Below are 21,729 nucleotides of genomic sequence, written 5' to 3' on the forward strand. Positions count from 1 at the left end.
TAGAATTTGTGTTTATTAATTAATACAGTTAACAACCAGCAAATCTAAGTTTATCAGCCGCCGATTTTGGCGAAGTACAAGAATGATACGCCCAGAGAAATAATGAACGCAGCATCAATCATACCCATGATAATGAAGAATTTACCCAGCAATGAGTTCATTAATTCTGGCTGACGGGCAGAAGATTCCATGTATTTTGCGCCCAGCATACCGATACCGATAGATGCACCCATGGCAGAAATACCAATCATCAAACCACAAGCGATAGCGATTAAACCACCCATTTACTTCACTCCTTAAATAAAAGAAAAGAATACTACAATAAATAAATTACCCTTAATGGGAATCGTGAGCCTGACCCAAATATACGAAGGTCAGCACCATAAAGAGATATGCCTGTAAAGCAATGACCAAAATGTGGAATATGGCCCAAGCCAAACCTGCAATAATCTGGAGAATGAATAAAACCACATCGCTTACGCCTGCAGCACCGGACATACCCCAGGCACCACCCATTAGAGCGATCACCATAAATAAAATTTCACCGGCATACATGTTACCAAATAGTCGCATACCATGAGACAGGGTCTTGGAGAAAAATTCGATGATATTCATCAGAAAATTGGGGATGAACAACCAAATTTTGTTACCAAACGGTGCACTGAATAATTCGTGTATCCAGCCACCCAATCCTTTGATTTTGATATTGTAAACGATACACAGAAACAATACAGAAATCGCCATTGCCATGGTGGTATTCAGGTCTGCCGTGGGAACAACGCGCAGAAACGCATGATGGTCACCCGTAGCATGCTGCCATGCCCAAGGCAACAAATCTACAGGTAGCAGATCCATAATATTCATGAAGAGAATCCACATGAATACAGTCAAGCCCAGAGGAGCAATGGTTTTTCGAGATTTCTCATTGTGAACCATATCTTTGCAGATACCACCCACAAATTCAATTAGTAGTTCGACGGCGGCTTGAAAACGGGTAGGCACACCTACTCTCATACGACGAGCTGCTACAAACAGAATAGCTGAGGCGATGATGCCAGTCAGTATGGAAAAAAATAGGGTATCCAGATTAAGAAAGGAGAAATCAACCATATTGGTCTGGTAATCTGGTGATTTCTGAGTGTAATTGATTAAGTGATGGCTGATATATTCGCCCGGAGTCATCTCTGTGCCGCTCATAGTAACAATCTTTTTCTAAATGTGAACAATCCAGCCTGACTGACCAGTATAAGTCCTGTCAGGAAAGCAAACCAGTTAACTGCGGAATAGCACACGTAAACCAGCAACATCATTAGGCATATCATGAGAATTTTGCTGATTTCGGCCATTAATAGTGTTGCCGGTAATAGCGCCGGTAATTTTTTGGCGGCGATGATGGTTAGCATCGCCAATAATGTAGGTATCAGGTAACTCAGTCCACCCAATACTGCCGACCAGATAGCAGAATATTTCCACAACCATGCGGACACACAAACTGCGGCAAACAACATGACTGTTTGCCAGAACATGATCCACCTCATTCTGTTACCTTAAAAAAACACTGCGGTAAGCTGCGCTAATATAATCAACTAATACTATATCGTCAAGTAATTTTGTGAAATTTTGTTAAATAAATTTCAGCTAATTTATTAATTTTTCTATATATTTCTTTAACATTGCCGAATTTGATAACTGAATTAAACAATTTTGCCACAATTAATCTGTGATTGCAGGATTTATTCCAGTCCCATTTTTTGTAATAAATGACTCAAGGTTTCGGGATTATCAAATTGTAAGATGATACGGCCGCTGCGCTGGTTGCGGCTTTGTACTTTGACTGGTACGCTAAAACGTCGCTCCAGCGCAGCTTCTATTGATTGAACTTCGCTGCTTTTTTCAGCCGGATGGGGAGTGGCGGTTTCTGGTTTGACCTGTACTTGCTGGCAACGGCGTTCCACTTCGCGCACTGACCAACCATTCTGAGCTGCTTTCTGAGCCAGATCAATCTGCTGGATAACAGGTAAAGTCAATAAGGCACGGGCATGACCCATTTCTAACTGCCGGCTGTACATTAAGTCTTGTACTGGTTGCGGTAGATTGAGTAAGCGCAGACTATTGGAAATGCTACTGCGGCTGCGTCCTACAGCTTTGGCCACTGTTTCATGAGTGAGTCCAAATTCATCTACCAGTCGCTTCAGGCCTTGTGCTTCTTCAATCGGATTGAGATTTTCGCGCTGAATGTTTTCAATGAGTCCCATTGCCAGTGCTGCTTCGTCAGAAATGCTTTTGACGACTACTGGAATTTCCGCCAGTTCGGCTAGACGGGCAGCTCGCCAGCGGCGTTCACCGGCAATCAGCTCATATTGCTGCAGTCCCATTTCCCGTACAATCACTGGCTGAATGACACCTTGCGCGCGTATGGATTCAGCCAGCTCTTGCAATGATTCGTCATCAATTTGAGTACGTGGTTGATAACGTCCGGGAATAATATCGCTAATTGCGACTTTGGTTAAACGGTCGCCACCGGTGATATCACTGCCGGAACCAAGTAGGGCGTCTAGCCCTGCACCCAAACCTTTTGCTTTAACCATGTATCGCTCTTTAATTTATTGGTTGACACTTATTGTTGTGCTGATGTTATTACCATGAAAATGAATAATTCTATGTCTGTTTAGTGGCTGTGCGCTGCAAAATTTCGTCAGCTAGCGCGAGATATGCTTTGGTACCAGTGGCTCGCGGGTCGTACTGCAATGCAGGCATGCCATGACTGGGAGCTTCGGCCAATCGGATATTACGCGGGATAGGGGTACTGAACAGCTGATCAGGAAAATGAGTCATTAACTGTTCATCCACCTGTTTGGCCAGTAGGCTGCGTGGGTCATATAATGTGCGAACAATACCCAGTATTTCGAGCTGAGGGTTGATGGCCTGACGGATTTTACGCACGGTAGCAATAAGATCGGAAATCCCTTCCAGTGCATAATATTCGCATACCATTGGTACTATGATGTGACGTGCAGCTACTAATCCGTTGATGGTTAATAGGGTTAATGTGGGCGGGCAATCAATAATGATGTAATCGTATTTATCGGCTACCTGCGCCAGCGCATTTTTCAAACGCATTTCTCGTGCCAGCTCTTGCACCAGCTCGACTTCAGCACCAGCCAGTGCTCTATTTGCAGGCAGAACATCAAAGCCGCCATGTTGTGCAGTAATTATGGCGTTGTTTATATCTTCATTACCTAACAACACGGCATATACGCCGTTGGTGACATTGCCTTTATTGATGCCGCTGCCAGTTGTGGCATTACCCTGCGGGTCGAGGTCAACAATCAATACTGTGGACTTTTTTTCCACCAGTGAGGCTGCCAGATTAACAACGGTGGTAGTTTTCCCCACACCACCCTTCTGATTGGCTACGGCAATAATATGTGCACTCATGCATGCTCTTTCTTGCGGACAATCACCATGTGACGTTCTGCATCCAGATGGGGGACACTGAGTTTGTCCACACGTACCAGCTCAACATTTTCAGGCAAACGTTCGATTTCCTCATACGGATAGACGCCTTTCATAGCCGCCCAATATCCACCTTTTGCCATTAGTTGTTTGGTAATGGTGACAAAATCGTTTAATTCGGCAAACGCACGGCTAGTGATTACATCAAACTGTTCACCCACCATGGCTTCTACGCGAGCGGTAATCACTTGTACGTTAGTTAAGCCCAGTTCGATTACTGCCTGTTGCAGAAATGAGGTTTTTTTGCTGTTGGCATCCAGCAAAGCAACAGGCAAATCCGGACGGGAGATAGCTACAGGGATGCCTGGCATACCACCACCGCTGCCAACATCTATCAGACCCCGGGCTTTTTCCACATAGGGCAGTAGCGTCAGGCTATCGAGGATATGATGACTAATAACATCCTGATCATTACGCAACGCGGTGAGGTTGTAAGTGCTGTTCCATTTTTTTAACAGTTCTACAAAAGCAAGCAGTTGTAATTGCTGTGGTACGGTCAGGTTGATATTCATTTGCTGCAAACCTTGTTGCAGCATAGTTTTCATGTCGCTCATGCTGTTTTTGCTCCCTCAAAACCCCGTTTTAGGTGAACCATCAGTAAAGCAACCGCTGCCGGTGTGATACCGGAAATACGGGACGCCTGTCCTACAGTTTCGGGACGATACTGATTTAATTTTTGTTGTACTTCGGCGGAAAGACCTTTTACCAATGAGTAATCGATGCTATCTGGCAGTTTCATTTTTTCCAGATTCTGGCGATGGCTGATTTCTTCGTTTTGTCGTTCAATATAACCCTGATATTTTGCCTGAATTTCCACTTGTTCTGCCGCATCACTATTCAGTATTTCCTGTTGTGCATTGGGCAGAGTCATTAAGTCAGCATAGCAAACATTTGGCCGGCGCAACATGTCCAGCAGGCTGGATTCTTTGCTTAAAGACTGACCGAGTACGCGTTGTTGCTCAGCTATCGGCAGATTAAGTGGTGTATACCAGACATGGCTCAGGCGTTGGAGTTCGCGTGCGACAGCTTCCTGCTTGTGCTGAAATATTTGCCACTGTTCATCATTCACCAATCCTACGCTGCGCCCCAGCTCGGTAAGCCGCATATCGGCGTTGTCTTCACGCAGTTGTAGGCGGTATTCAGCACGGCTAGTAAACATGCGATAAGGTTCGGTCACGCCTTTAGTAATGAGATCGTCAACGAGTACGCCTAAATAAGCCTGATCACGTTGCAATAATAGGGGTTCAGTTTCTCGGGTATACAATACGGCATTAGCACCGGCAAGTAACCCTTGTGCAGCAGCTTCTTCATAACCAGTAGTCCCGTTGATTTGTCCAGCAAAAAATAGGCCGGAAACAGTTTTGGTTTCAAGACTGGATTTTAGGTTACGAGGGTCAAAATAGTCGTATTCAATGGCGTAACCAGGACGTAAGATATGGGCATTCTGCAAACCGGGCATGGAATGAACCAGTTGCAGTTGGATATCAAACGGCAGGCTGGTGGAAATACCATTAGGGTAATATTCGTGTGTAGTCAGCCCTTCCGGTTCCAGAAAAATTTGGTGACTGTCTTTGTCTGCAAAGCGATTGATTTTATCTTCAATAGACGGACAGTAACGCGGGCCGACGCCTTCAATTTTGCCGGTGAACATCGGGCTACGGTCAAAACCGCTGCGAATAATGTCGTGGGTTGCGCTATTAGTATGGGTAATCCAGCAAGATATCTGTTGTGGGTGCATAGCAAGGTTGCCACGTACAGAAAATACCGGAGCAGGATTGTCTCCTGGCTGTTCGTGCAATTGACTGAAATCAATGCTGCGCCCGTCTATCCGCGGCGGTGTACCGGTTTTCAATCGTCCCTGCGGTAAATTCAAATCTCTGAGACATCCAGATAAGTGTTGTGCTGCGGGGTCTCCGGCACGGCCACCAGCATAATTTTCTAATCCGATGTGAATTTTTCCGGCCAAAAATGTACCCGCAGTCAGCACAATAGCGCGGCTGCGAAAGGAAACTCCCATAGAGGTCATAACGCCAACTGCCCGGCCGTTTTCAACAATAATATCTTCTACTTGCTGCTGAAATAATTGCAGGTTAGGCTGGTTTTCCAGCATGGAACGGATGGCCGCTTTATATAGAATGCGATCAGCCTGCGCCCGTGTTGCACGTACTGCCGGCCCTTTTGATGCATTCAGACGTCTGAACTGAATCCCGCTCTTATCTGCTGCCAATGCCATTGCGCCACCCAGTGCATCCAGCTCACGCACCAGATGGCCTTTGCCTATGCCGCCGATAGACGGATTACAAGACATTTGTCCCAGCGTTTCGATATTGTGAGTCAGTAATAATGTGCTTGCACCCATGCGCGCAGCAGCCAGAGCGGCTTCTGTACCTGCATGGCCGCCACCAACCACAATCACATCGTATTCAATCGGATAGTTCATTTTGACAACAGTTGATTCCATAACGTTGTTTTTTCACGGAACAACGTTTAAGCAAAAGTGTATTATTTTACGCGAGCTGCAGCTGTTTGTCAGGCCGATAAATTGATAAACGGATTTTACTTCCAGTAGTTGCCTGCACGGTGCATTGATTTAACGGCTGTGCACAGCCTGCCAAGCCGCATCCAGTCTGGCACCGGCGGCCTGCAATGCTGCATCAGCTTGCTGCCGCTGCACATCGGCCTGATTAAAATCACTTTGCAAGCGGGTAACATTATCCTGTGCATTCTTCAACTGTAGCTGTGCTGACTGCAACTGGGTTTGCAGCTGTAAGGCACGGCTCTGGCTGGCACTTTGCCCAGACAATGCGGCCTGATAGGCTTTCTGTGCGCTGAGCAATTCTACATCTGCTGGAGATTCTGCCCATGCCGATACGGCCAAACCTAAAATTATCCATAAGCTGTATTTTGCTTTCATGCCTGATTACTTTCTATTAGCAAAATTAATGGCTACATACGTGCTGATATTGCTGCTCGGCAGCAGAACCACTGGTAATACCCATCGGACGCAGATCGGTTTCGCCAAAATGATCCTGACGAATCAGCTCACCATGCGCATCCAGCAATTCGACATCAAGCACGCGGAACAATCTGCGGCTGCAGTCTATCTGAGTAGTGCTCAATGCGGTTTTATAGGCTGGTGTGTTGCTGTAATACTGCTGTTTCGGGTCGATAACGGTTTTACGGTCACGAAAGGTTACCATATTACCCTGACGTTTAATGCTGCCGCTATCCAGTGCATATTGAATATTACCACTGGCTGATACACCCAGCTCAATCCAGCTGCCGCTGGCTTTGGGCACGTTGGTGGTGGTACAGGCAGCCAAAATAGTAGATATAGCCATACTGGCTGTTAGGTGACGGAGACTAATGATTTTCATGCTGATTCCTTATAACAGCAATTGGTTGGCTGTCGGAAATAGAGGTAAGTTGCAGTACAATACCCGTTTCAGATTCAGTGTAACAGGTGTTTTGTGACTCATGCCGTGCAAATTCTACACGATGTTTTCGGCTATCCCGAATTTCGCGGGCAACAGGCTGAAATCATCGACACGGTGGCCAGTGGCCATCATGCACTGGTATTAATGCCTACCGGCGCAGGTAAGTCTTTATGTTATCAAATTCCAGCCTTAATGCGCGATGGTGTGGCCATCGTTGTGTCACCGCTGATTGCACTTATGCAGGATCAAGTCACAGCTTTGAATGTAAATGGAATAGCAGCTGCTTGTGTTCACGGTGGTACAAGTGGCGAAGAGATACGGCGTATTGCCGATGATATTGCTTCTGAACACCTGAAATTATTGTATGTAGCACCGGAACGGCTGGTTATGCCACGCTTTTTACAGTTTCTACACCAAACGCCTATCAGTCTGTTTGCTATTGATGAGGCACATTGTGTGAGTCAGTGGGGACATGATTTCCGCCCCGAGTATCAGCAGCTGGCAATACTAGCAGATGAGTTTGCCTCTGTACCACGGATTGCGCTAACGGCTACCGCAGACAGCGCTACCCGTGCTGATATTCAGCATTATCTGGCTTTAAATGATGCACGCCTTTTTGTTTCCAGCTTTAATCGTCCCAACATTGATTATCAGGTTGTGGAAAAAAACAATGGCAAAAAACAGCTATTACAGTTTATCCGCAGCCAGATGCCGGGGGAAAATGGCATTGTTTACTGTCTCTCGCGCAAGCGAGTGGAAGATATTGCTGCTTTTCTGACAGAAAACGGTCTGACCGCTCTGCCCTATCATGCCGGACTGGACTGGGAGACCCGCAGCCACAACCAACGCCGTTTTACACAGGAAGATGGCATTATTGTGGTGGCGACAGTGGCTTTTGGAATGGGTATCGATAAACCTGATGTGCGTTTTGTCGCCCATCTGGATATGCCAGCCAGTATTGAACATTTTTATCAGGAATCGGGCCGCGCTGGCCGTGATGGCCTGCCTGCTACCAGCTGGCTGTGTTATGGCCTGAATGACTGGGTATTACTGCGTGAGCGGATTCAGCTGGCTGAGCGTGATGAAGCGCAAAAACTCATTGATTTGCAAAAACTGGATGCGATGCTGGCTTTCTGTGAAACGGCCGATTGCCGACGCCAGCTGTTATTGCGCTATTTTGGCGAAGACAGCCAGCCATGCGGCCATTGTGACAACTGTACTGACCCACCAACTCGTTTTGACGGTACTGTATTGGCGCAAAAGCTGCTGTCCTGTGTGTATCGAGTGGGACAGCGTTTTGCCACCGGCCATGTGATTGATGTGTTACGTGGGCGCAAGTCGGAGTGGGTGTTGCGCTATGGTCATCAGCAGCTATCGACTTTTGGCATCGGTAGTCAACTGAGTGTCAAGGAATGGCGCACGGTGGTACGACAATGTGTTGCCGCTGGTTACCTAAATGTGGATATAGCCAATCAGGCATTACAGTTAACGGAACAAGCACGCGCAGTATTGAAGAATGAACATCAGGTGTGGCTGCGTCCACTTAAGCATGACAAAATCCGCAGTAGCCGTAATAATGACACATGGCTGCGTACAGAACGTGAAGAGCGTCTGTGGCAAAACCTGCGCCGCTGGCGCAAAGAGCGTGCCAGTGAAAATAACGTCCCTGCTTACACCATTTTTGCTGACCGCACCTTGCAGGATCTGGTACGGCATCCTCCGGCAACAATGGCAGATTTAAACCAGATTTATGGACTGGGAGAAAGTAAAATCAGGAATTTTGGTGCTGACATACTTTCCATATGTCGCGAATGGGCACAAAAATAGTTCATACATGAGTACCACCGAACTCACGGTTAAATATCGCTGTTTATACTATCCACCTTCTCTCATACGTTCATCATTCTACCTTTAGTATCTTATCCATATACGAATGTTCGATATTTATGAACTTGTCGAGATCGGTGTTTATTTCCTCAATATCTTTTACGCATTAATCGTTGCTTTTTTAATTTGATTATCCGCAGTAATTTCACCTTGCATCCGCCAGCACGCTTTTAGCTTCGTTTAATGCCTATCTGCAACTTAACTGAACAGAATAGTTCTATCACCATTATCTGATTGTTACCCTATCATTTCATTCTTTCTTGGCAGTCTTTTGCTTTTTTTAAAGCACTCACGCTTCCGACCGGCTGATTCGTGCGCCAACGCCCCATGGCTGCAACAACAACTTGAATCACCTTTTCTGCTCGATATCTAGGTACTTTATCCTATGCTTCTTTCATTATGCAAGAAATGACTATTTTTTACACAGCACTTTCATTTTTCTAAATATATGATTTTTATAAATTAAATATCAATGTCAACCTTATTTGATGCGTTATATCAAATAACAGTAAAAAATGATGCTTTATTCAACATACCAATCCCATATATAGTAAAAAAAGTGTCTATAAATAAAATTTAATACTAAATATAGTATTTTTAAGGTTTATACATCTTAACAGGCCCAATTGTTATACCGGAAAGATAAGCAGTAACTGCTGCCTGATGCTACCGGCAGCAGTAGAAGGACTATCAACATGAAACCTATTGTAATTAAGAGAGATGGTTGCCGCGTTCCCTTTGATGCGGCGCGAATTCAAGATGCCGTAGAGCGTGCCGCCTGTGCCGTGGACATTACCGACATTGCCTATTGCGCGCAGGTAGCTGCACAAGTGGGCAGCCTCATGGCTAACCGTGAATGTGTGGATATTCATGATATTCAGCAGGCAGTAGAAGACCAGTTAATGGCCGGTCAGTATAAAGAACTGGCACGAGCCTATATTGAATACCGTCATTCGCGCGATGTTGCGCGCGAATCTCGCGGACATCTCAATCGCGAAATTCAGGGTTTGGTAGAACAAACCAATTTCAGTCTGCTTAACGAAAATGCGAACAAAGACAGCAAGGTGATTCCCACCCAGCGCGACCTACTGGCTGGCATTGTGGCCAGACATTATGCTCAGCAACACCTGTTACCGCGCGATGTGGTATTAGCACATGAGCGGGGAGAAATTCATTATCACGATTTAGACTACGCACCGTTTTTTCCAATGTTCAACTGCATGTTGATAGATCTAAAAGGCATGCTGACCAACGGATTTAAAATGGGCAATGCTGAAATCGAACCTCCTAAATCTATTGCCACAGCTACCGCTGTTACCGCACAGATTATCGCGCAGGTGGCTAGCCACATTTACGGTGGCAGCACCATAAACCGGATTGATGAAGTGCTGGCACCTTTTGTCCGTACCAGCTACGACAAACACTTTGCCGTAGCTCAGGAATGGCAGATTGCCAATGCTGAAGACTACGCCCGTACTCGCACCGAAAAAGAATGCTACGACGCTTTTCAGTCACTGGAATACGAAGTCAACACCTTGCATACTGCTAATGGTCAGACTCCTTTTGTCACTTTCGGCTTTGGTCTGGGCACCAGCTGGGAAAGCCGGCTGATTCAAACCGCTATTCTGCGCAATCGATTAGCCGGACTGGGCAAAAATGGCAAAACGGCTGTCTTTCCAAAACTGGTTTTCAGTATTAAAGACGGCGTGAACCACAAAGCGTCAGACATTAACTACGACATCAAGCAACTGGCTCTCGAATGCGCCTCCAAACGTATGTATCCGGATATCCTGAACTACGAGCAGGTTGTAGCTGTGACTGGTTCCTTCAAAACGCCAATGGGCTGCCGCAGCTTCCTCAGTCGTTATGAAGAAAACGGTCAGGAAATTCATGAAGGACGAAATAATCTGGGCGTAATCAGCCTGAACCTGCCACGTATTGCCATCGAAGCCAAACACGATGAAGCACGGTTCTGGCAACTGCTGGAAGAGCGCCTGCAACTTTGCCGCAAAGCCCTGATGACCCGCATTGCCCGTTTTGAAAACGTCAAAGCACGAGTGGCACCGATTCTGTATATGGAAGGAGCCTGCGGCGTGCGTCTGCAAGCCGATGAACCCGTAGCACATATATTCAAAAATGGCCGTGCCTCCATTTCTCTGGGCTATATCGGCCTGCATGAAACCATCTATGCCCTCTACGGCAGCGATATCCATGTGTTTGACAGTGACAACCTGCGTCAGAAAGCCATAGCCATTGTCGAGAAACTGCGCCGTACTGCCGACCAGTGGAAAACTGAGACCGGCTATGGCTTCAGCCTTTACAGCACTCCGAGCGAAAACTTGTGTGACCGCTTCTGTCGTCTTGATACTGCTGAATTCGGCGTAATTGACGGTGTAACCGACAAAGGCTACTACACCAACAGCTTTCATCTAGATGTAGAAAAAAAAGTTAATCCGTACGACAAAATCGATTTCGAAGCACCCTACCCAAAAATGGCCAGTGGTGGCTTCATTTGTTACGGCGAATACCCTAATCTGCAACACAATCTCAAAGCATTAGAGGACGTATGGGATTACAGCTACCGTCATGTACCTTATTACGGCACCAATACGCCCATCGACGAATGTTATGAATGCGGTTTTAGTGGTGAATTTTCCTGTACCAGCAAAGGCTTTGTCTGCCCCAAATGCGGCAACCATGATCCGGCACGCGTATCCGTCACCCGACGTGTCTGCGGCTATCTCGGTAGCCCCGACGCCAGACCGTTTAACACCGGCAAACAGGAAGAAGTGAAAAGACGAGTCAAACATCTCGGCCAGCAGTGTGGTGCTCTGTAAACATGAATTACCATCAGTACTATCCGGTAGATGTCGTCAACGGTCCTGGTACGCGCTGCACCTTATTTGTTGCTGGCTGCGAACATAAATGCCGCGGCTGCTATAACGCAACCACATGGCGAACCGACTCCGGCAAGCCATTTGACCAGCAGTTGGAAGACCGCATCATCAGCGATCTTAACGACACACGTATTATCCGGCAGGGACTGTCACTCAGCGGTGGCGACCCACTGCATCCACATAACCTTAGCGCTATTTTGCATCTGGTGAAGCGAGTGCGGCAGGAAACAGAGCATAAAGACATCTGGCTTTGGACCGGCTATACACTGGCAGAACTATCAGTAGCGCAACAAGAGGTGGTAGCAGAAATAAACACCTTGGTTGATGGTAAATTCATAAAGGAACTGCGAGATCCAGCATTAATTTGGCGTGGAAGTAGCAACCAGCAGATTCATTATCTGCGCCCAGCGTGATTCTTAATTCAGCATCGTTGAGATGCGCATTATTCAGCGCATCTCAACGATGCTTTTAAACAAACACTACAAATAAATTCTATTAATAAACCATCAACTTAGCCTGCAATACCAGTTCCTCCCTGCCAAATGTAGCGGAAATTGGCATAAAATTTGCCTTCGCTGAATAAATTTTTGGGATAATTTACGCTTCATTTTGCTTACAATCGCGAATTTAACTCTACCATAGTGCTATTTCCCTCAATTGATACAGCACATATTTACCCAAATAAACCCTAGCCTACACCGTCTGCTTCTATGCTGTGTCTATAACCGACAACCGACCAGCAACAGAACCCAAACGGTTTTTACGCACTGACACGGACACCACCGATGAGCATAATTGATTTAACCGCCAAACGCGCTGAAACACAGGCCATGCTAGATACAGCAGAGCTGCTGTTTGACCGCAACACCTGTGAAGCGAAACTGGAACAGATGGCTGCGGACATCACAGCCGCACTCAGTGACAAATATCCACTGGTATTACCGGTAATGGGTGGCGCAGTAGTATTTACTGGGAAATTATTGCCATTGCTGCGTTTTCCATTGGATTTTGACTATATTCATATTTCACGTTATGGCGATAAACTGCAAGGTGGTAACTATCAGTGGCTGAGAGCACCACAAAACGCCGTAGTTGGACGCCATATACTGGTACTGGATGATATTCTTGATGAAGGGCATACACTAGCAGCCGTTAAAAAACAGATACTGGAAATGGGTGCAGCCAGCTGCGCCACCGCTGTATTTGCCAATAAACTGATTGATAAAGACAAGCCGATTACAGCTGATTTTGTCGGACTGGATGTCCCCAACCGTTACGTCTTTGGCTATGGCATGGATGCTGAAGGAAAATGGCGCAATCTAGATGAAATTTACGCGCTGGCAGAAAATTAGTAACTTTGTAGCAAACAAAAACTCTTCGTTATAATTTGCCACTATCTGGATATTAGAATTGGAAAATAAAATATTTTGGCTAAAAATATGGTAATAAAATATTAAGTACTAACAGCCACCAACTCAAATTTTAAAATCATCATTCTAATCTTTCCCTCAACTAATACCCGTAAATTCAAGCTACTATATTCAATTAGCTTATCAGGTCTGTGCCTGATAAGCTGCTTATAATATGTAAAATCTGGCCAGATATAAAATATAAAATCAGCAGCAATCTTTATCCTAAGCGCTAAAATTAATTCTACCGTAACAGCATGCCAATCAACTGTAAATCAATTACATGCAAAAACTTGAGCTAATAAAAAAATTCTGCAAGCTATCGCTTAAATCTAAGCGTATAGAAGATTCAATCTAATTATTAATAATTAATATATCCAATCAGCATTTACACAAGGAGTATCAAAATAAAAAACCAGTATGGATCATAAAGCCAATATAAAACTGCTCATAAAGTGAATTTTTTTATGCAGATTTAGATAAAAATTTTAATTTTAAATTTTTAGCATATTTCAGCTATATTTATATAATAACATTCACTATTATGCAAACAGCAATACATAATAATCAAATAATATAAATATTTATATTATTCATATTATTTTTTTACATTAGTCAGTCTGCTCAATCTATAATTACATTAATTAGTAAATCATAATATTTATTTAACACATTCTTGACAAATATAAATATCCGACAGTATGATGGCCGAGCCGTATTCAATAGTACGGCCAGCTCTGGAAGGCTGTTTTATCAGACAGATAAACCATTGAATTTTTGCAACAAATGGTTTTTTAAATCTGTATACCAAGTCATTGACATACCTTTTCCATGGTAGACAATGGCAGGGAGGCATTATGCCTGCCGGTTCTGATTAACGGTCTTCCAGCCTTGCCATTCTTCTGCCGCCACATGCGTCTGGAAGCGCAAAGCGGTGTTGGTAGAATAATCAGGAAAGGCAGTGTTAATGACTATTTTTTTGGCAGTAAACCGCCATCTGGAGGCGTATATGTTACGCCTGTTTCCGCCAGCGAAATTTATAATCGGCGGAATACAGGTTGTATTGGGATTTGCCATATCAATTGGCGTAAAAACAACACCTTTGGGTAAGATGAACCGGCAATTTTCAGCATTAGCCTAAAATACCCCAGAAAACCGATTATTTACCTAATGAAACCTGACAACGTAGCAAATTGAGTATTATAATCAATAATGAAGTAGTTAAATTTTAATAACACTAAATTTATTGTATAAAGTATATTTTTTTCATTACTACAATTTTATCCGATTGTAAAAAGGGGTTGAAAAAATGCTTCAGAAAAAAGCTTACCTATCTAATTTCGGATGATGCCAGCATAGCAATAAAATACTGAGCATCTTCTACCGATTAATGTTTATTTGTCTATGTTTCCTGGTTCTTTAGCTTTTAAGGGGCGGAACCAGGCTTTTTGCATTTTGGTACAACGTTATAATTTTAACATATCATCTGCATAATCCACAGTCATTTCAGTGCTTCATGGCTGCATGCCCCTCATCTCGCAACTGCAGAATTTTTCTGCCCTCGGTTTTGGCTTCAGCCAGTTTGCCGGCATTCACCAACTTACCAGTTTTATCAATTTCAGCAATCAACCTATCTATTTCAGACTGATAAACTTTCAGTTTCGGATTATTAGTTGGCGCCTTGGCCAGAGCGGATGGTTTTTGTGCCCGTGCAGCCACGGCCGCCGTACGCATATTAGCTAAAGCCTTACGTGCATCTGCAACGGTCTGAGCAGCATTGAATCGTGCATAGCTCATGGTAATCGCCCCCATATACATATTCACTTCATTCGCTTGTACAGTTACACTGGATACGGTCAGCGATAGACACAATATTCCTACTGACACGAAATCTTTTGTCTTCATTTGATTTTCCCATTATTACAATCATTGGTAGCATTGCATATGCAGCTACATACGCGGAACAACAGAGTAGCTTTATCCACTGTGGTGAATCAGGAAAGCGTACATCTCCTGACAAATTATTTTAACAAGTGCTCTTCTTGATACAGAATCGGCCTAAAATATCTTTTTTAATAGCGCTTACATACTTAGTATCTGAATCAGTTTGCGCAGAAAAACATCACAGCGACTAAGCTGCTCTAATTCAATATATTCGTTAGCCTTGTGTGCCACCGTAATACTGCCAGGACCACACACTACGGTATTGATACCACTATTTTGGAACTGCCCCCCCTCAGTAGCGTAAGCTACTTTAGCCTGTTGTTCAACATCCACAAGACCAGCAATCAGCTTATGCAGGTAATGATTATTTGCATCATTTAAAGGAGGAACATTTACGACATGGTTTAGTTTGATAGCAGCTTCCGGCGCCACTTTGCGCATAGCCGGCAAAAGTTGGGTCGAAATATATTGCCGGATAGGCTCAATTAGTTCGTCGACTGTCATATGTGGAAGATTACGGTAATCAAATTCAAAAGCACAGTAATCAGGTACAATATTAATAGCTGTACCACCACGAATTAGGCCAGTAGAAACAGTAGCAAACGGAACATCAAATGCATGATCCAAATCAGCACGTTGCTGCAATTGCTGAGCCAGCTGATTAATAAAGACAATTAAACGAGCGGCATACTCAATTGCGTTTACTCCATCCGGAGTCAGTGAAGAGTGAGCGTTTTTACCCTGTACCTCGCAGCAGAATGTATGAATTCCTTTATGTGCCACCACCATCTGCATCGATGTAGGTTCGCCAACAATACACGACTCAGGCTGTAGCCCCCTTCTCTCCAATTCTGCCAGCATCACCGGTGCACCCAAACATCCCACCTCCTCATCAAAAGACAAAGCAATATGCAAGGGTGCTTTCAGTCTCGCTGTCTGCATGGCAGGCACCACAGCAAGCACACTGGCAATAAAACCTTTCATGTCGCTGCTGCCTCTGCCATAAACACAGCCATCCCGCACATCGGCCACAAACGGGTCTGACTGCCAGTTCTGTCCATCCACCGGTACCACATCAGTATGGCCTGAAAATACCAATCCACCGGAAATACGACCATCTGTGGCAGGGATCGTTACAAACAGATTAGCCTTATCACCAGCAACATTTTGTGCCAGCCAAGGCGACAATTTCCGGCTTTCCAAATAATCTGCTACATAATTAATCAAGGCTAAATTACTCTGACGACTGGTGGTATCAAATGAAATGAGCTGACATAACCAGGAAAGGGTATCCACAAATAAATCTCCAAAGAATTTCCGGCTTAATAAGCCCCTATTTTATGCTTTTAACTTAGCATTGACATCAAACAATACACTGCTTGATGCTGATAATCGCTACAATATACCTTTACTGAAAGGCACCACACATGAAACAGCATTTTGATTTAGCAGGACATCCATATGTAGCTTTATGTGATTTACTCAAACTGACCGGACTGGCAGAAAGTGGAGGCCGAGCCAAACAAATGATTGCTGAAGGCCTGGTTCAACGTAATCAGCAGCCAGAGACACGTAAAACGGCCAAAATTATCGTCGGAGACTGTATCGGCGTGGGTAACACTGAAATCTACGTGATTAACACTCAGGTATGAATACGCTATCATCATTAACACCACCAGTACCACCGGAAGACTGGGAGTGCTGCAACAGCGATTGTGGCGAGGCCTGCGTCTGGCAGATTTATTATCGTGAAAAAGCCAACTATGAGGCACATCTGGCTCAACTCACCTCATCTTCTTGCGACCAATAATATTCATGAGTATTGATTTACATTGCCATTCAACCATTTCCGATGGGGTGCTGACTCCAGAAGAAGTCGTTCAACGTGCACATGCCAACGGTTGCACGATGCTGGCGCTGACTGACCACGACCACACCGGCGGACTGGCTGCAGCTCGTAAACAGGCAGAATTATGTGGCATCCAATTAATCAATGGCGTAGAAATTTCCGTAAGCTGGCGCGGGCGAACTATACACATCGTCGGCCTGAATATTGCACCTGAAGATGAGCTGTTGCAAACCTTGCTGCTGCGCCTACGCAGCGGCCGGCTACAACGATTACAGGCCATTGCCAATAAACTGGAAAAAAAAGGTATCAGGGGTGCCTATGAAGGCACACTGGCACAGGCCACTAATATTGACATGGTAACACGCACCCATATAGCTAATTTTCTGGTTAATAGCGGCCATGTAAATAAAAAAGCAGATGCTTTCCGCAAATATCTTGCCGATGGTAAATCGTGCAGTGTCCGTCATCAATGGGCAGAACTGACCGAGGTTGTTGCTGCCATTCGCCATGCAGGAGGCATTGCAGTGATAGCTCACCCCATGCGTTATGAACTTTCGGCCACGGCACGACGTAATCTGTTCAGTGAATTCAAAGCTTGTGGTGGAGTAGCTATAGAAGTACACAGTGGACGTTCCGGACTCAACGACCGTCTAAACTATGCCTTAATGGCACAACAATTCGGATTTTTGGCCAGCTGTGGCAGTGACTTTCATCGAGATGGTGATTTCGGCGGTGGCTTACTAGGCTGCTGCCCCGAATTACCACCTATCTGCGTACCAGTCTGGCATCATCTGACAGATTAACGGCATATGCGATTTAATTCAGACAAGTAAAATCTTATAGGCCTGGATCACCAAATGCATATTGACGGTTTTCTTAGTGCAAACACAGTTTATCAAGCATTGTGTTATTGCTGCAAAATACACTCGGTTTGCTGCCAGCCCAGAGGCACACAAACAATAATGCAAAATTGTTAAACCGTCTTCCCGCCTTTTATTCGAGGTCAATACAATTCAAATATTTGTATGCATAAAAACAGCGCATCATTCAACAAAGCAAATAAATTATACCGTTGGGCACCCTGACCATCATCAACGCATTACCTCAAACATAATAAAGCTACATTTCTAACGGATACTTGCATCATTTTTCTGATTATATTTCACAATCCATAGCAGTAATCACAAATAAGATAGCTGTTATACTGAGAGCATTTGGCTGGTTCAGCTAAACTCTTAATATAATCAACCCTGAGGATAAAGAATGAAATCTCGTGCCGCCGTGGCCTTCGCACCGGGTGAAGCATTAAAAATTGTAGAAGTTGATGTTGCACCGCCCAAAGCGGGAGAAGTTCTCGTCAGAATTACCCATACCGGTGTCTGTCATACCGATGCTTTTACTTTGTCAGGTGCCGATCCAGAGGGTGTATTTCCGACGATTTTAGGCCATGAAGGCGCCGGTATTGTGGTAGAAGTAGGTGCAGGGGTAACTTCGGTCAAACCAGGTGACCATGTAATTCCTCTTTATACAGCTGAGTGTGGCAAATGCTTGTTTTGCTGCTCAGGCAAAACCAATTTATGCACTGCTGTGCGCGCCACTCAGGGTAAAGGACTGATGCCAGATGGCACCACACGTTTTACCTATCAGGGTCATCCCATTTATCATTACATGGGCTGTTCTACATTTAGTGAATATACCGTTGTGGCGGAAGTTTCATTGGCCAAAATCAATCCAGCCGCCAGACCGGAAGAAGTGTGTCTGCTCGGCTGCGGCGTCACCACCGGCATTGGTGCGGTACACAACACGGCTAAAGTACAGGCAGGCGATAGTGTGGCCGTATTCGGGCTGGGCGGTATTGGATTGGCTGTGGTTCAAGGGGCACGGCTGGCTGGTGCTGGACGGATTATCGCCATTGATACCAATCCGGCCAAATTCACGCTAGCCAGACATTTCGGCGCTACCGAATGCATCAATCCTGATGATTATGAAGAGCCCATCCAGCAGGTTATTATCCGTCTCACCGAATGGGGTGTGGACCATAGCTTTGAATGCATCGGCAATGTGGACGTAATGCGAGCAGCACTAGAATGTGCTCATCGTGGCTGGGGGCAAAGTATTATCATCGGTGTAGCTGGTGCCGGACAGGAAATCGCCACACGCCCTTTTCAGCTGGTTACCGGACGTATTTGGAAAGGTTCTGCATTTGGCGGCGTGAAAGGACGATCACAACTTCCGCGTATGGTGGAAGAAGCCATGCAAGGCAAAATTGAGCTATCACCTTTCATTACCCATACCTTGCCACTAGCCGACATCAATCAGGCGTTTGAGCTAATGCACAGCGGAGAATCTATCCGCACCGTGATTTACTATTGAATCCACACCTTGCTATGGTTTCAATTTTAATCATAATACTGCGGTAAATCATATTCATCCAACGAGCAGAACGGATAAGCTACCATGACTGAAATCACACTGCTGAACAAACATAAACTTTTTAATGGCGAACAACGGCGCTACCAACATTACAGCCACTTCAACCACTGCAACATGACTTTTTCTATATATTTGCCATCACGTGCATTACAAGGGTACGCGCTGCCCGTAATCTATTGTCTTGCTGGCCTTACCTGCACTGATGAAAATTTTTCCATCAAAAGTGGTGCACAGCGTTTTGCTGCAGAGTGGGGCATCGTTCTGGTAATGCCCGATACTAGCCCACGCGGAGCAGAAGTTGCCAACGCCGATAGTTACAGTCTGGGACAGGGTGCCGGTTTCTACCTCAATGCCACTCAACAACCTTGGGCACAGCATTATCAAATGTACGATTATGTAGTCACAGAACTACCCGTACTTATCGAAAAGCATTTTCCTGTTACTAATCAGCGCAGCCTGTGTGGGCACAGCATGGGCGGCCATGGTGCATTAATGATTGCACTGAAAAATCCACAACGCTATCTTGCTGCATCAGCATTTGCTCCAATTGCCCATCCCATGAACTGTGCATGGGGACAAGAAGCATTTAGCACTTATCTGGGCAATAATCAGGCTGAATGGGCAGCTTACGACAGTACTGAGCTTATTCAGCTATACCCACCATCCTTACCCATTCTGATTGATCAAGGTAGTGTAGATGAATTTTACCCTGAACAATTACATCCTCAGGATTTCATAGTAGCAGCTAAAAGCAAAGGAACTGATATCCGTTATCACCTACGTGAACATTACGATCACAGTTATTATTTTGTCAGTACATTTATCGAAAGCCATATCAGCTTTCATGCTGAAGCATTCGGACTATAGGTCATCAGGCTTCAATCACAGATTCACGCGCAAAGGTTTTCTCACAATAATGACAGCGTAAACGGGTTTCGCCATGGCTCAACTGCACTGTAAAACGGCTTTGTACCGGTTCACCATGGCTGGCACAATTGCTGTTCGGACAGCAAAAAACCTCAGTAATGGCTTCTGGCAGTGTGAGCATGCGTTTACGCACTACTTTAAAATTTTCAATATCATTGACAGTTGCTCGAGGTGCAAACAAAGCCAGACGGTTAGCCGCTGCATCATCCAGAAAATGACCAGCTATTTTAATGATATCTTTGCTGCCACTGGACTGGCTACTCAGATTAAAACCCACTGTAACCGCATTACCGGAATGCAGCAACTTGAACTGGCGCAGAATATTCAGCCCCTGCCCTACCGGAATGTGATCAATTACCGTACCGTCTTTAATCGCCTCAATACTTAATCTGGTCTGATTCATCATTGCTTTAACCTCGTGCACTGTCCGCATCAGTTTCTTCATTCAAAATTGCTGCCAAAATCGCCTGACGCGCATACATACCATTATTCGCTTGCTGAAAATAATAAGCATGAATACTCTCATCGACATCCGCATGAATTTCATCTACCCGTGGTAAAGGATGCAGAATTCGCATATTCGGTTTTGCCTGCTTCAACATAGCCGCACAAAGACTAAAATGACCATTAATTCGTGCAAATTCTTGCTCATCAAACCGCTCCCGCTGTATGCGTGTCATATACACAATATCAGCCCAAGCCAGCGCTTCCTCAAGATTATCTGATGTGCGATAGACAACCCCGTCCTCGTCCAGCTGCTCACAGATATAATTTGGCATGGCCAGAGTGGGAGGAGATACAAAAATAAACTCACAGCCCCAGCGGCTCAGAGCCTGAGCCAGTGAGTGTACTGTGCGCCCATATTTCAAATCACCAACCATGGCAATCTTCAAATTCTGCAAGGTTCCCTGTGTTTCGTATATCGTCACTAAATCCAGTAAAGTTTGAGACGGATGCTGATTAGTACCATCACCAGCATTAATCACGGGAACATGAGCAAATTCACTAACAACACGTGCTGCACCGTCTTTAGGATGGCGCATAACGATTGCATCAGCATAATTACTGATAATTCGTGCCGTATCAGCCAAAGTTTCGCCCTTTTTGGCACTGGTATTGGCACCATCAGCAAAACCGATAACTTTTCCTCCCAGCCGTTGAATCGCCGTCTCAAACGACAACCGTGTTCGCGTAGAAGGCTCAAAAAAACACGAACCAATTAATCGTCCCTTCAACAACTCAGTCTGCGGCTGCCGCTTTAACTGCAACGCAAGCGTCAGTAAGAACTCCAGTTGCTCTGTGGATAAATCATTTATCGAAATAAAATGTTGGCGAAAAAGCGGATTAGCCATAATTTAACTTTCAGCATCTAACAACAGGCATAAAAAAACCCGCTTGGAAACGGGTATACATATGGTCATTAACTGTTC

At 45.0% G+C, this 21,729-nt stretch carries 23 protein-coding genes; 9 read left to right on the forward strand and 14 right to left on the reverse strand.

What is annotated here, in order from left to right:
• Nucleotides 1-53: 53 nt before the first annotated feature.
• The 9 genes from atpE to ABU615_RS05915 all read right to left on the reverse strand — a co-directional run bounded on the left by atpE (nucleotide 54) and on the right by ABU615_RS05915 (nucleotide 6,893).
• Nucleotides 54-284, reverse strand: a complete 231-nt coding sequence (atpE, locus tag ABU615_RS05875) for a F0F1 ATP synthase subunit C (protein ID WP_025331627.1) — start codon at nucleotides 282-284, stop codon at nucleotides 54-56.
• 52 nt (nucleotides 285-336) lie between these two features.
• The gene (gene atpB, locus ABU615_RS05880) at nucleotides 337-1,197 is read right to left on the reverse strand and encodes a F0F1 ATP synthase subunit A (protein ID WP_100151585.1); all 861 of its coding nucleotides are present in this window, start codon (nucleotides 1,195-1,197) and stop codon (nucleotides 337-339) included.
• Nucleotides 1,194-1,538 (reverse strand): ATP synthase subunit I, encoded by a 345-nt coding sequence (locus tag ABU615_RS05885; RefSeq protein ID WP_370388695.1) that lies wholly within the window; start codon nucleotides 1,536-1,538, stop codon nucleotides 1,194-1,196. Before ABU615_RS05885 ends, atpB begins: the two co-directional genes overlap by 4 nt.
• 195 nt (nucleotides 1,539-1,733) lie before the next feature.
• Entirely contained in the window at nucleotides 1,734-2,588 is an 855-nt protein-coding gene (locus ABU615_RS05890) for a ParB/RepB/Spo0J family partition protein (protein WP_370388696.1), read from the reverse strand.
• A 70-nt stretch (nucleotides 2,589-2,658) separates the two neighbouring features.
• Nucleotides 2,659-3,438, reverse strand: a complete 780-nt coding sequence (locus tag ABU615_RS05895; protein WP_100141180.1) for a ParA family protein — start codon at nucleotides 3,436-3,438, stop codon at nucleotides 2,659-2,661.
• Nucleotides 3,435-4,070 carry a 16S rRNA (guanine(527)-N(7))-methyltransferase RsmG gene (gene rsmG / locus ABU615_RS05900; RefSeq protein WP_100141179.1) on the reverse strand — a complete coding sequence of 212 codons (636 nt, stop codon included), beginning with the start codon at nucleotides 4,068-4,070 and terminating at the stop codon, nucleotides 3,435-3,437. The genes ABU615_RS05895 and rsmG overlap by 4 nt, the downstream gene beginning before the upstream one ends.
• On the reverse strand, nucleotides 4,067-5,977 hold the full coding sequence (gene mnmG, locus ABU615_RS05905; protein WP_367486551.1) for a tRNA uridine-5-carboxymethylaminomethyl(34) synthesis enzyme MnmG: 1,911 nt from the start codon (nucleotides 5,975-5,977) through the stop codon (nucleotides 4,067-4,069). Before mnmG ends, rsmG begins: the two co-directional genes overlap by 4 nt.
• Nucleotides 5,978-6,106: 129 nt before the next feature.
• Nucleotides 6,107-6,430, reverse strand: a complete 324-nt coding sequence (locus ABU615_RS05910) for a hypothetical protein (protein WP_100141177.1) — start codon at nucleotides 6,428-6,430, stop codon at nucleotides 6,107-6,109.
• Nucleotides 6,431-6,455: 25 nt separating this feature from the next.
• Nucleotides 6,456-6,893 (reverse strand): surface-adhesin E family protein, encoded by a 438-nt coding sequence (locus tag ABU615_RS05915; protein ID WP_267408586.1) that lies wholly within the window; start codon nucleotides 6,891-6,893, stop codon nucleotides 6,456-6,458.
• A 93-nt stretch (nucleotides 6,894-6,986) separates the two neighbouring features.
• Between ABU615_RS05915 and recQ the strand changes: the two genes are divergently transcribed.
• From recQ to ABU615_RS05935, 4 genes are all read left to right on the forward strand, one after another.
• A complete protein-coding gene (recQ, locus tag ABU615_RS05920; RefSeq protein ID WP_323811395.1) occupies nucleotides 6,987-8,780 on the forward strand; it encodes a DNA helicase RecQ in 1,794 nt (597 codons plus the stop codon).
• Nucleotides 8,781-9,535: 755 nt separating this feature from the next.
• Entirely contained in the window at nucleotides 9,536-11,677 is a 2,142-nt protein-coding gene (nrdD, locus tag ABU615_RS05925; RefSeq protein ID WP_267408587.1) for an anaerobic ribonucleoside-triphosphate reductase, read from the forward strand.
• A 2-nt stretch (nucleotides 11,678-11,679) separates the two neighbouring features.
• Nucleotides 11,680-12,150 (forward strand): anaerobic ribonucleoside-triphosphate reductase-activating protein, encoded by a 471-nt coding sequence (nrdG, locus tag ABU615_RS05930; protein ID WP_267408588.1) that lies wholly within the window; start codon nucleotides 11,680-11,682, stop codon nucleotides 12,148-12,150.
• A gap of 372 nt (nucleotides 12,151-12,522) precedes the next feature.
• Nucleotides 12,523-13,089 (forward strand): hypoxanthine-guanine phosphoribosyltransferase, encoded by a 567-nt coding sequence (locus ABU615_RS05935; RefSeq protein WP_370386743.1) that lies wholly within the window; start codon nucleotides 12,523-12,525, stop codon nucleotides 13,087-13,089.
• Nucleotides 13,090-14,001: 912 nt separating this feature from the next.
• Here ABU615_RS05935 and ABU615_RS05940 read toward each other — a convergent pair.
• The 3 genes from ABU615_RS05940 to argE form a co-directional block, all read right to left on the reverse strand.
• A complete protein-coding gene (locus ABU615_RS05940) occupies nucleotides 14,002-14,223 on the reverse strand; it encodes a hypothetical protein (protein ID WP_267408589.1) in 222 nt (73 codons plus the stop codon).
• Nucleotides 14,224-14,652: 429 nt separating this feature from the next.
• The gene (locus ABU615_RS05945; protein WP_267408590.1) at nucleotides 14,653-15,051 is read right to left on the reverse strand and encodes a cytochrome b562; all 399 of its coding nucleotides are present in this window, start codon (nucleotides 15,049-15,051) and stop codon (nucleotides 14,653-14,655) included.
• Nucleotides 15,052-15,228: 177 nt separating this feature from the next.
• Nucleotides 15,229-16,386 (reverse strand): acetylornithine deacetylase, encoded by a 1,158-nt coding sequence (gene argE / locus ABU615_RS05950; protein WP_267408591.1) that lies wholly within the window; start codon nucleotides 16,384-16,386, stop codon nucleotides 15,229-15,231.
• 131 nt (nucleotides 16,387-16,517) lie between these two features.
• Here argE and ABU615_RS05955 point away from each other — a divergent pair, with 131 nt between their 5' ends.
• The 5 genes from ABU615_RS05955 to fghA all read left to right on the forward strand — a co-directional run bounded on the left by ABU615_RS05955 (nucleotide 16,518) and on the right by fghA (nucleotide 20,239).
• Nucleotides 16,518-16,742, forward strand: a complete 225-nt coding sequence (locus tag ABU615_RS05955) for an RNA-binding S4 domain-containing protein (RefSeq protein WP_267408592.1) — start codon at nucleotides 16,518-16,520, stop codon at nucleotides 16,740-16,742.
• Entirely contained in the window at nucleotides 16,739-16,900 is a 162-nt protein-coding gene (locus ABU615_RS05960) for an oxidoreductase-like domain-containing protein (RefSeq protein WP_100141167.1), read from the forward strand. Before ABU615_RS05955 ends, ABU615_RS05960 begins: the two co-directional genes overlap by 4 nt.
• Nucleotides 16,901-16,905: 5 nt before the next feature.
• Nucleotides 16,906-17,742: a PHP domain-containing protein gene (locus ABU615_RS05965; RefSeq protein ID WP_267408593.1), complete on the forward strand. Its 837-nt coding sequence runs from the start codon at nucleotides 16,906-16,908 to the stop codon at nucleotides 17,740-17,742.
• A gap of 460 nt (nucleotides 17,743-18,202) precedes the next feature.
• The gene (locus ABU615_RS05970) at nucleotides 18,203-19,312 is read left to right on the forward strand and encodes an S-(hydroxymethyl)glutathione dehydrogenase/class III alcohol dehydrogenase (RefSeq protein ID WP_267408594.1); all 1,110 of its coding nucleotides are present in this window, start codon (nucleotides 18,203-18,205) and stop codon (nucleotides 19,310-19,312) included.
• A gap of 84 nt (nucleotides 19,313-19,396) precedes the next feature.
• On the forward strand, nucleotides 19,397-20,239 hold the full coding sequence (fghA, locus tag ABU615_RS05975) for an S-formylglutathione hydrolase (RefSeq protein WP_323811396.1): 843 nt from the start codon (nucleotides 19,397-19,399) through the stop codon (nucleotides 20,237-20,239).
• A gap of 4 nt (nucleotides 20,240-20,243) precedes the next feature.
• On the opposite strand, the gene pyrI is transcribed toward fghA, so the two are convergent.
• Both pyrI and pyrB read right to left on the reverse strand, forming a co-directional pair.
• On the reverse strand, nucleotides 20,244-20,702 hold the full coding sequence (gene pyrI, locus ABU615_RS05980) for an aspartate carbamoyltransferase regulatory subunit (protein ID WP_267408716.1): 459 nt from the start codon (nucleotides 20,700-20,702) through the stop codon (nucleotides 20,244-20,246).
• Nucleotides 20,703-20,709: 7 nt separating this feature from the next.
• Entirely contained in the window at nucleotides 20,710-21,651 is a 942-nt protein-coding gene (gene pyrB, locus ABU615_RS05985; protein ID WP_267408595.1) for an aspartate carbamoyltransferase, read from the reverse strand.
• Between the last annotated feature and the right edge of the window lie 78 nt (nucleotides 21,652-21,729).

Origin of the sequence: Snodgrassella alvi (assembly GCF_040741455.2) — a bacterium.
Classification (GTDB): Bacteria; Pseudomonadota; Gammaproteobacteria; order Burkholderiales; family Neisseriaceae; genus Snodgrassella; species Snodgrassella alvi_E.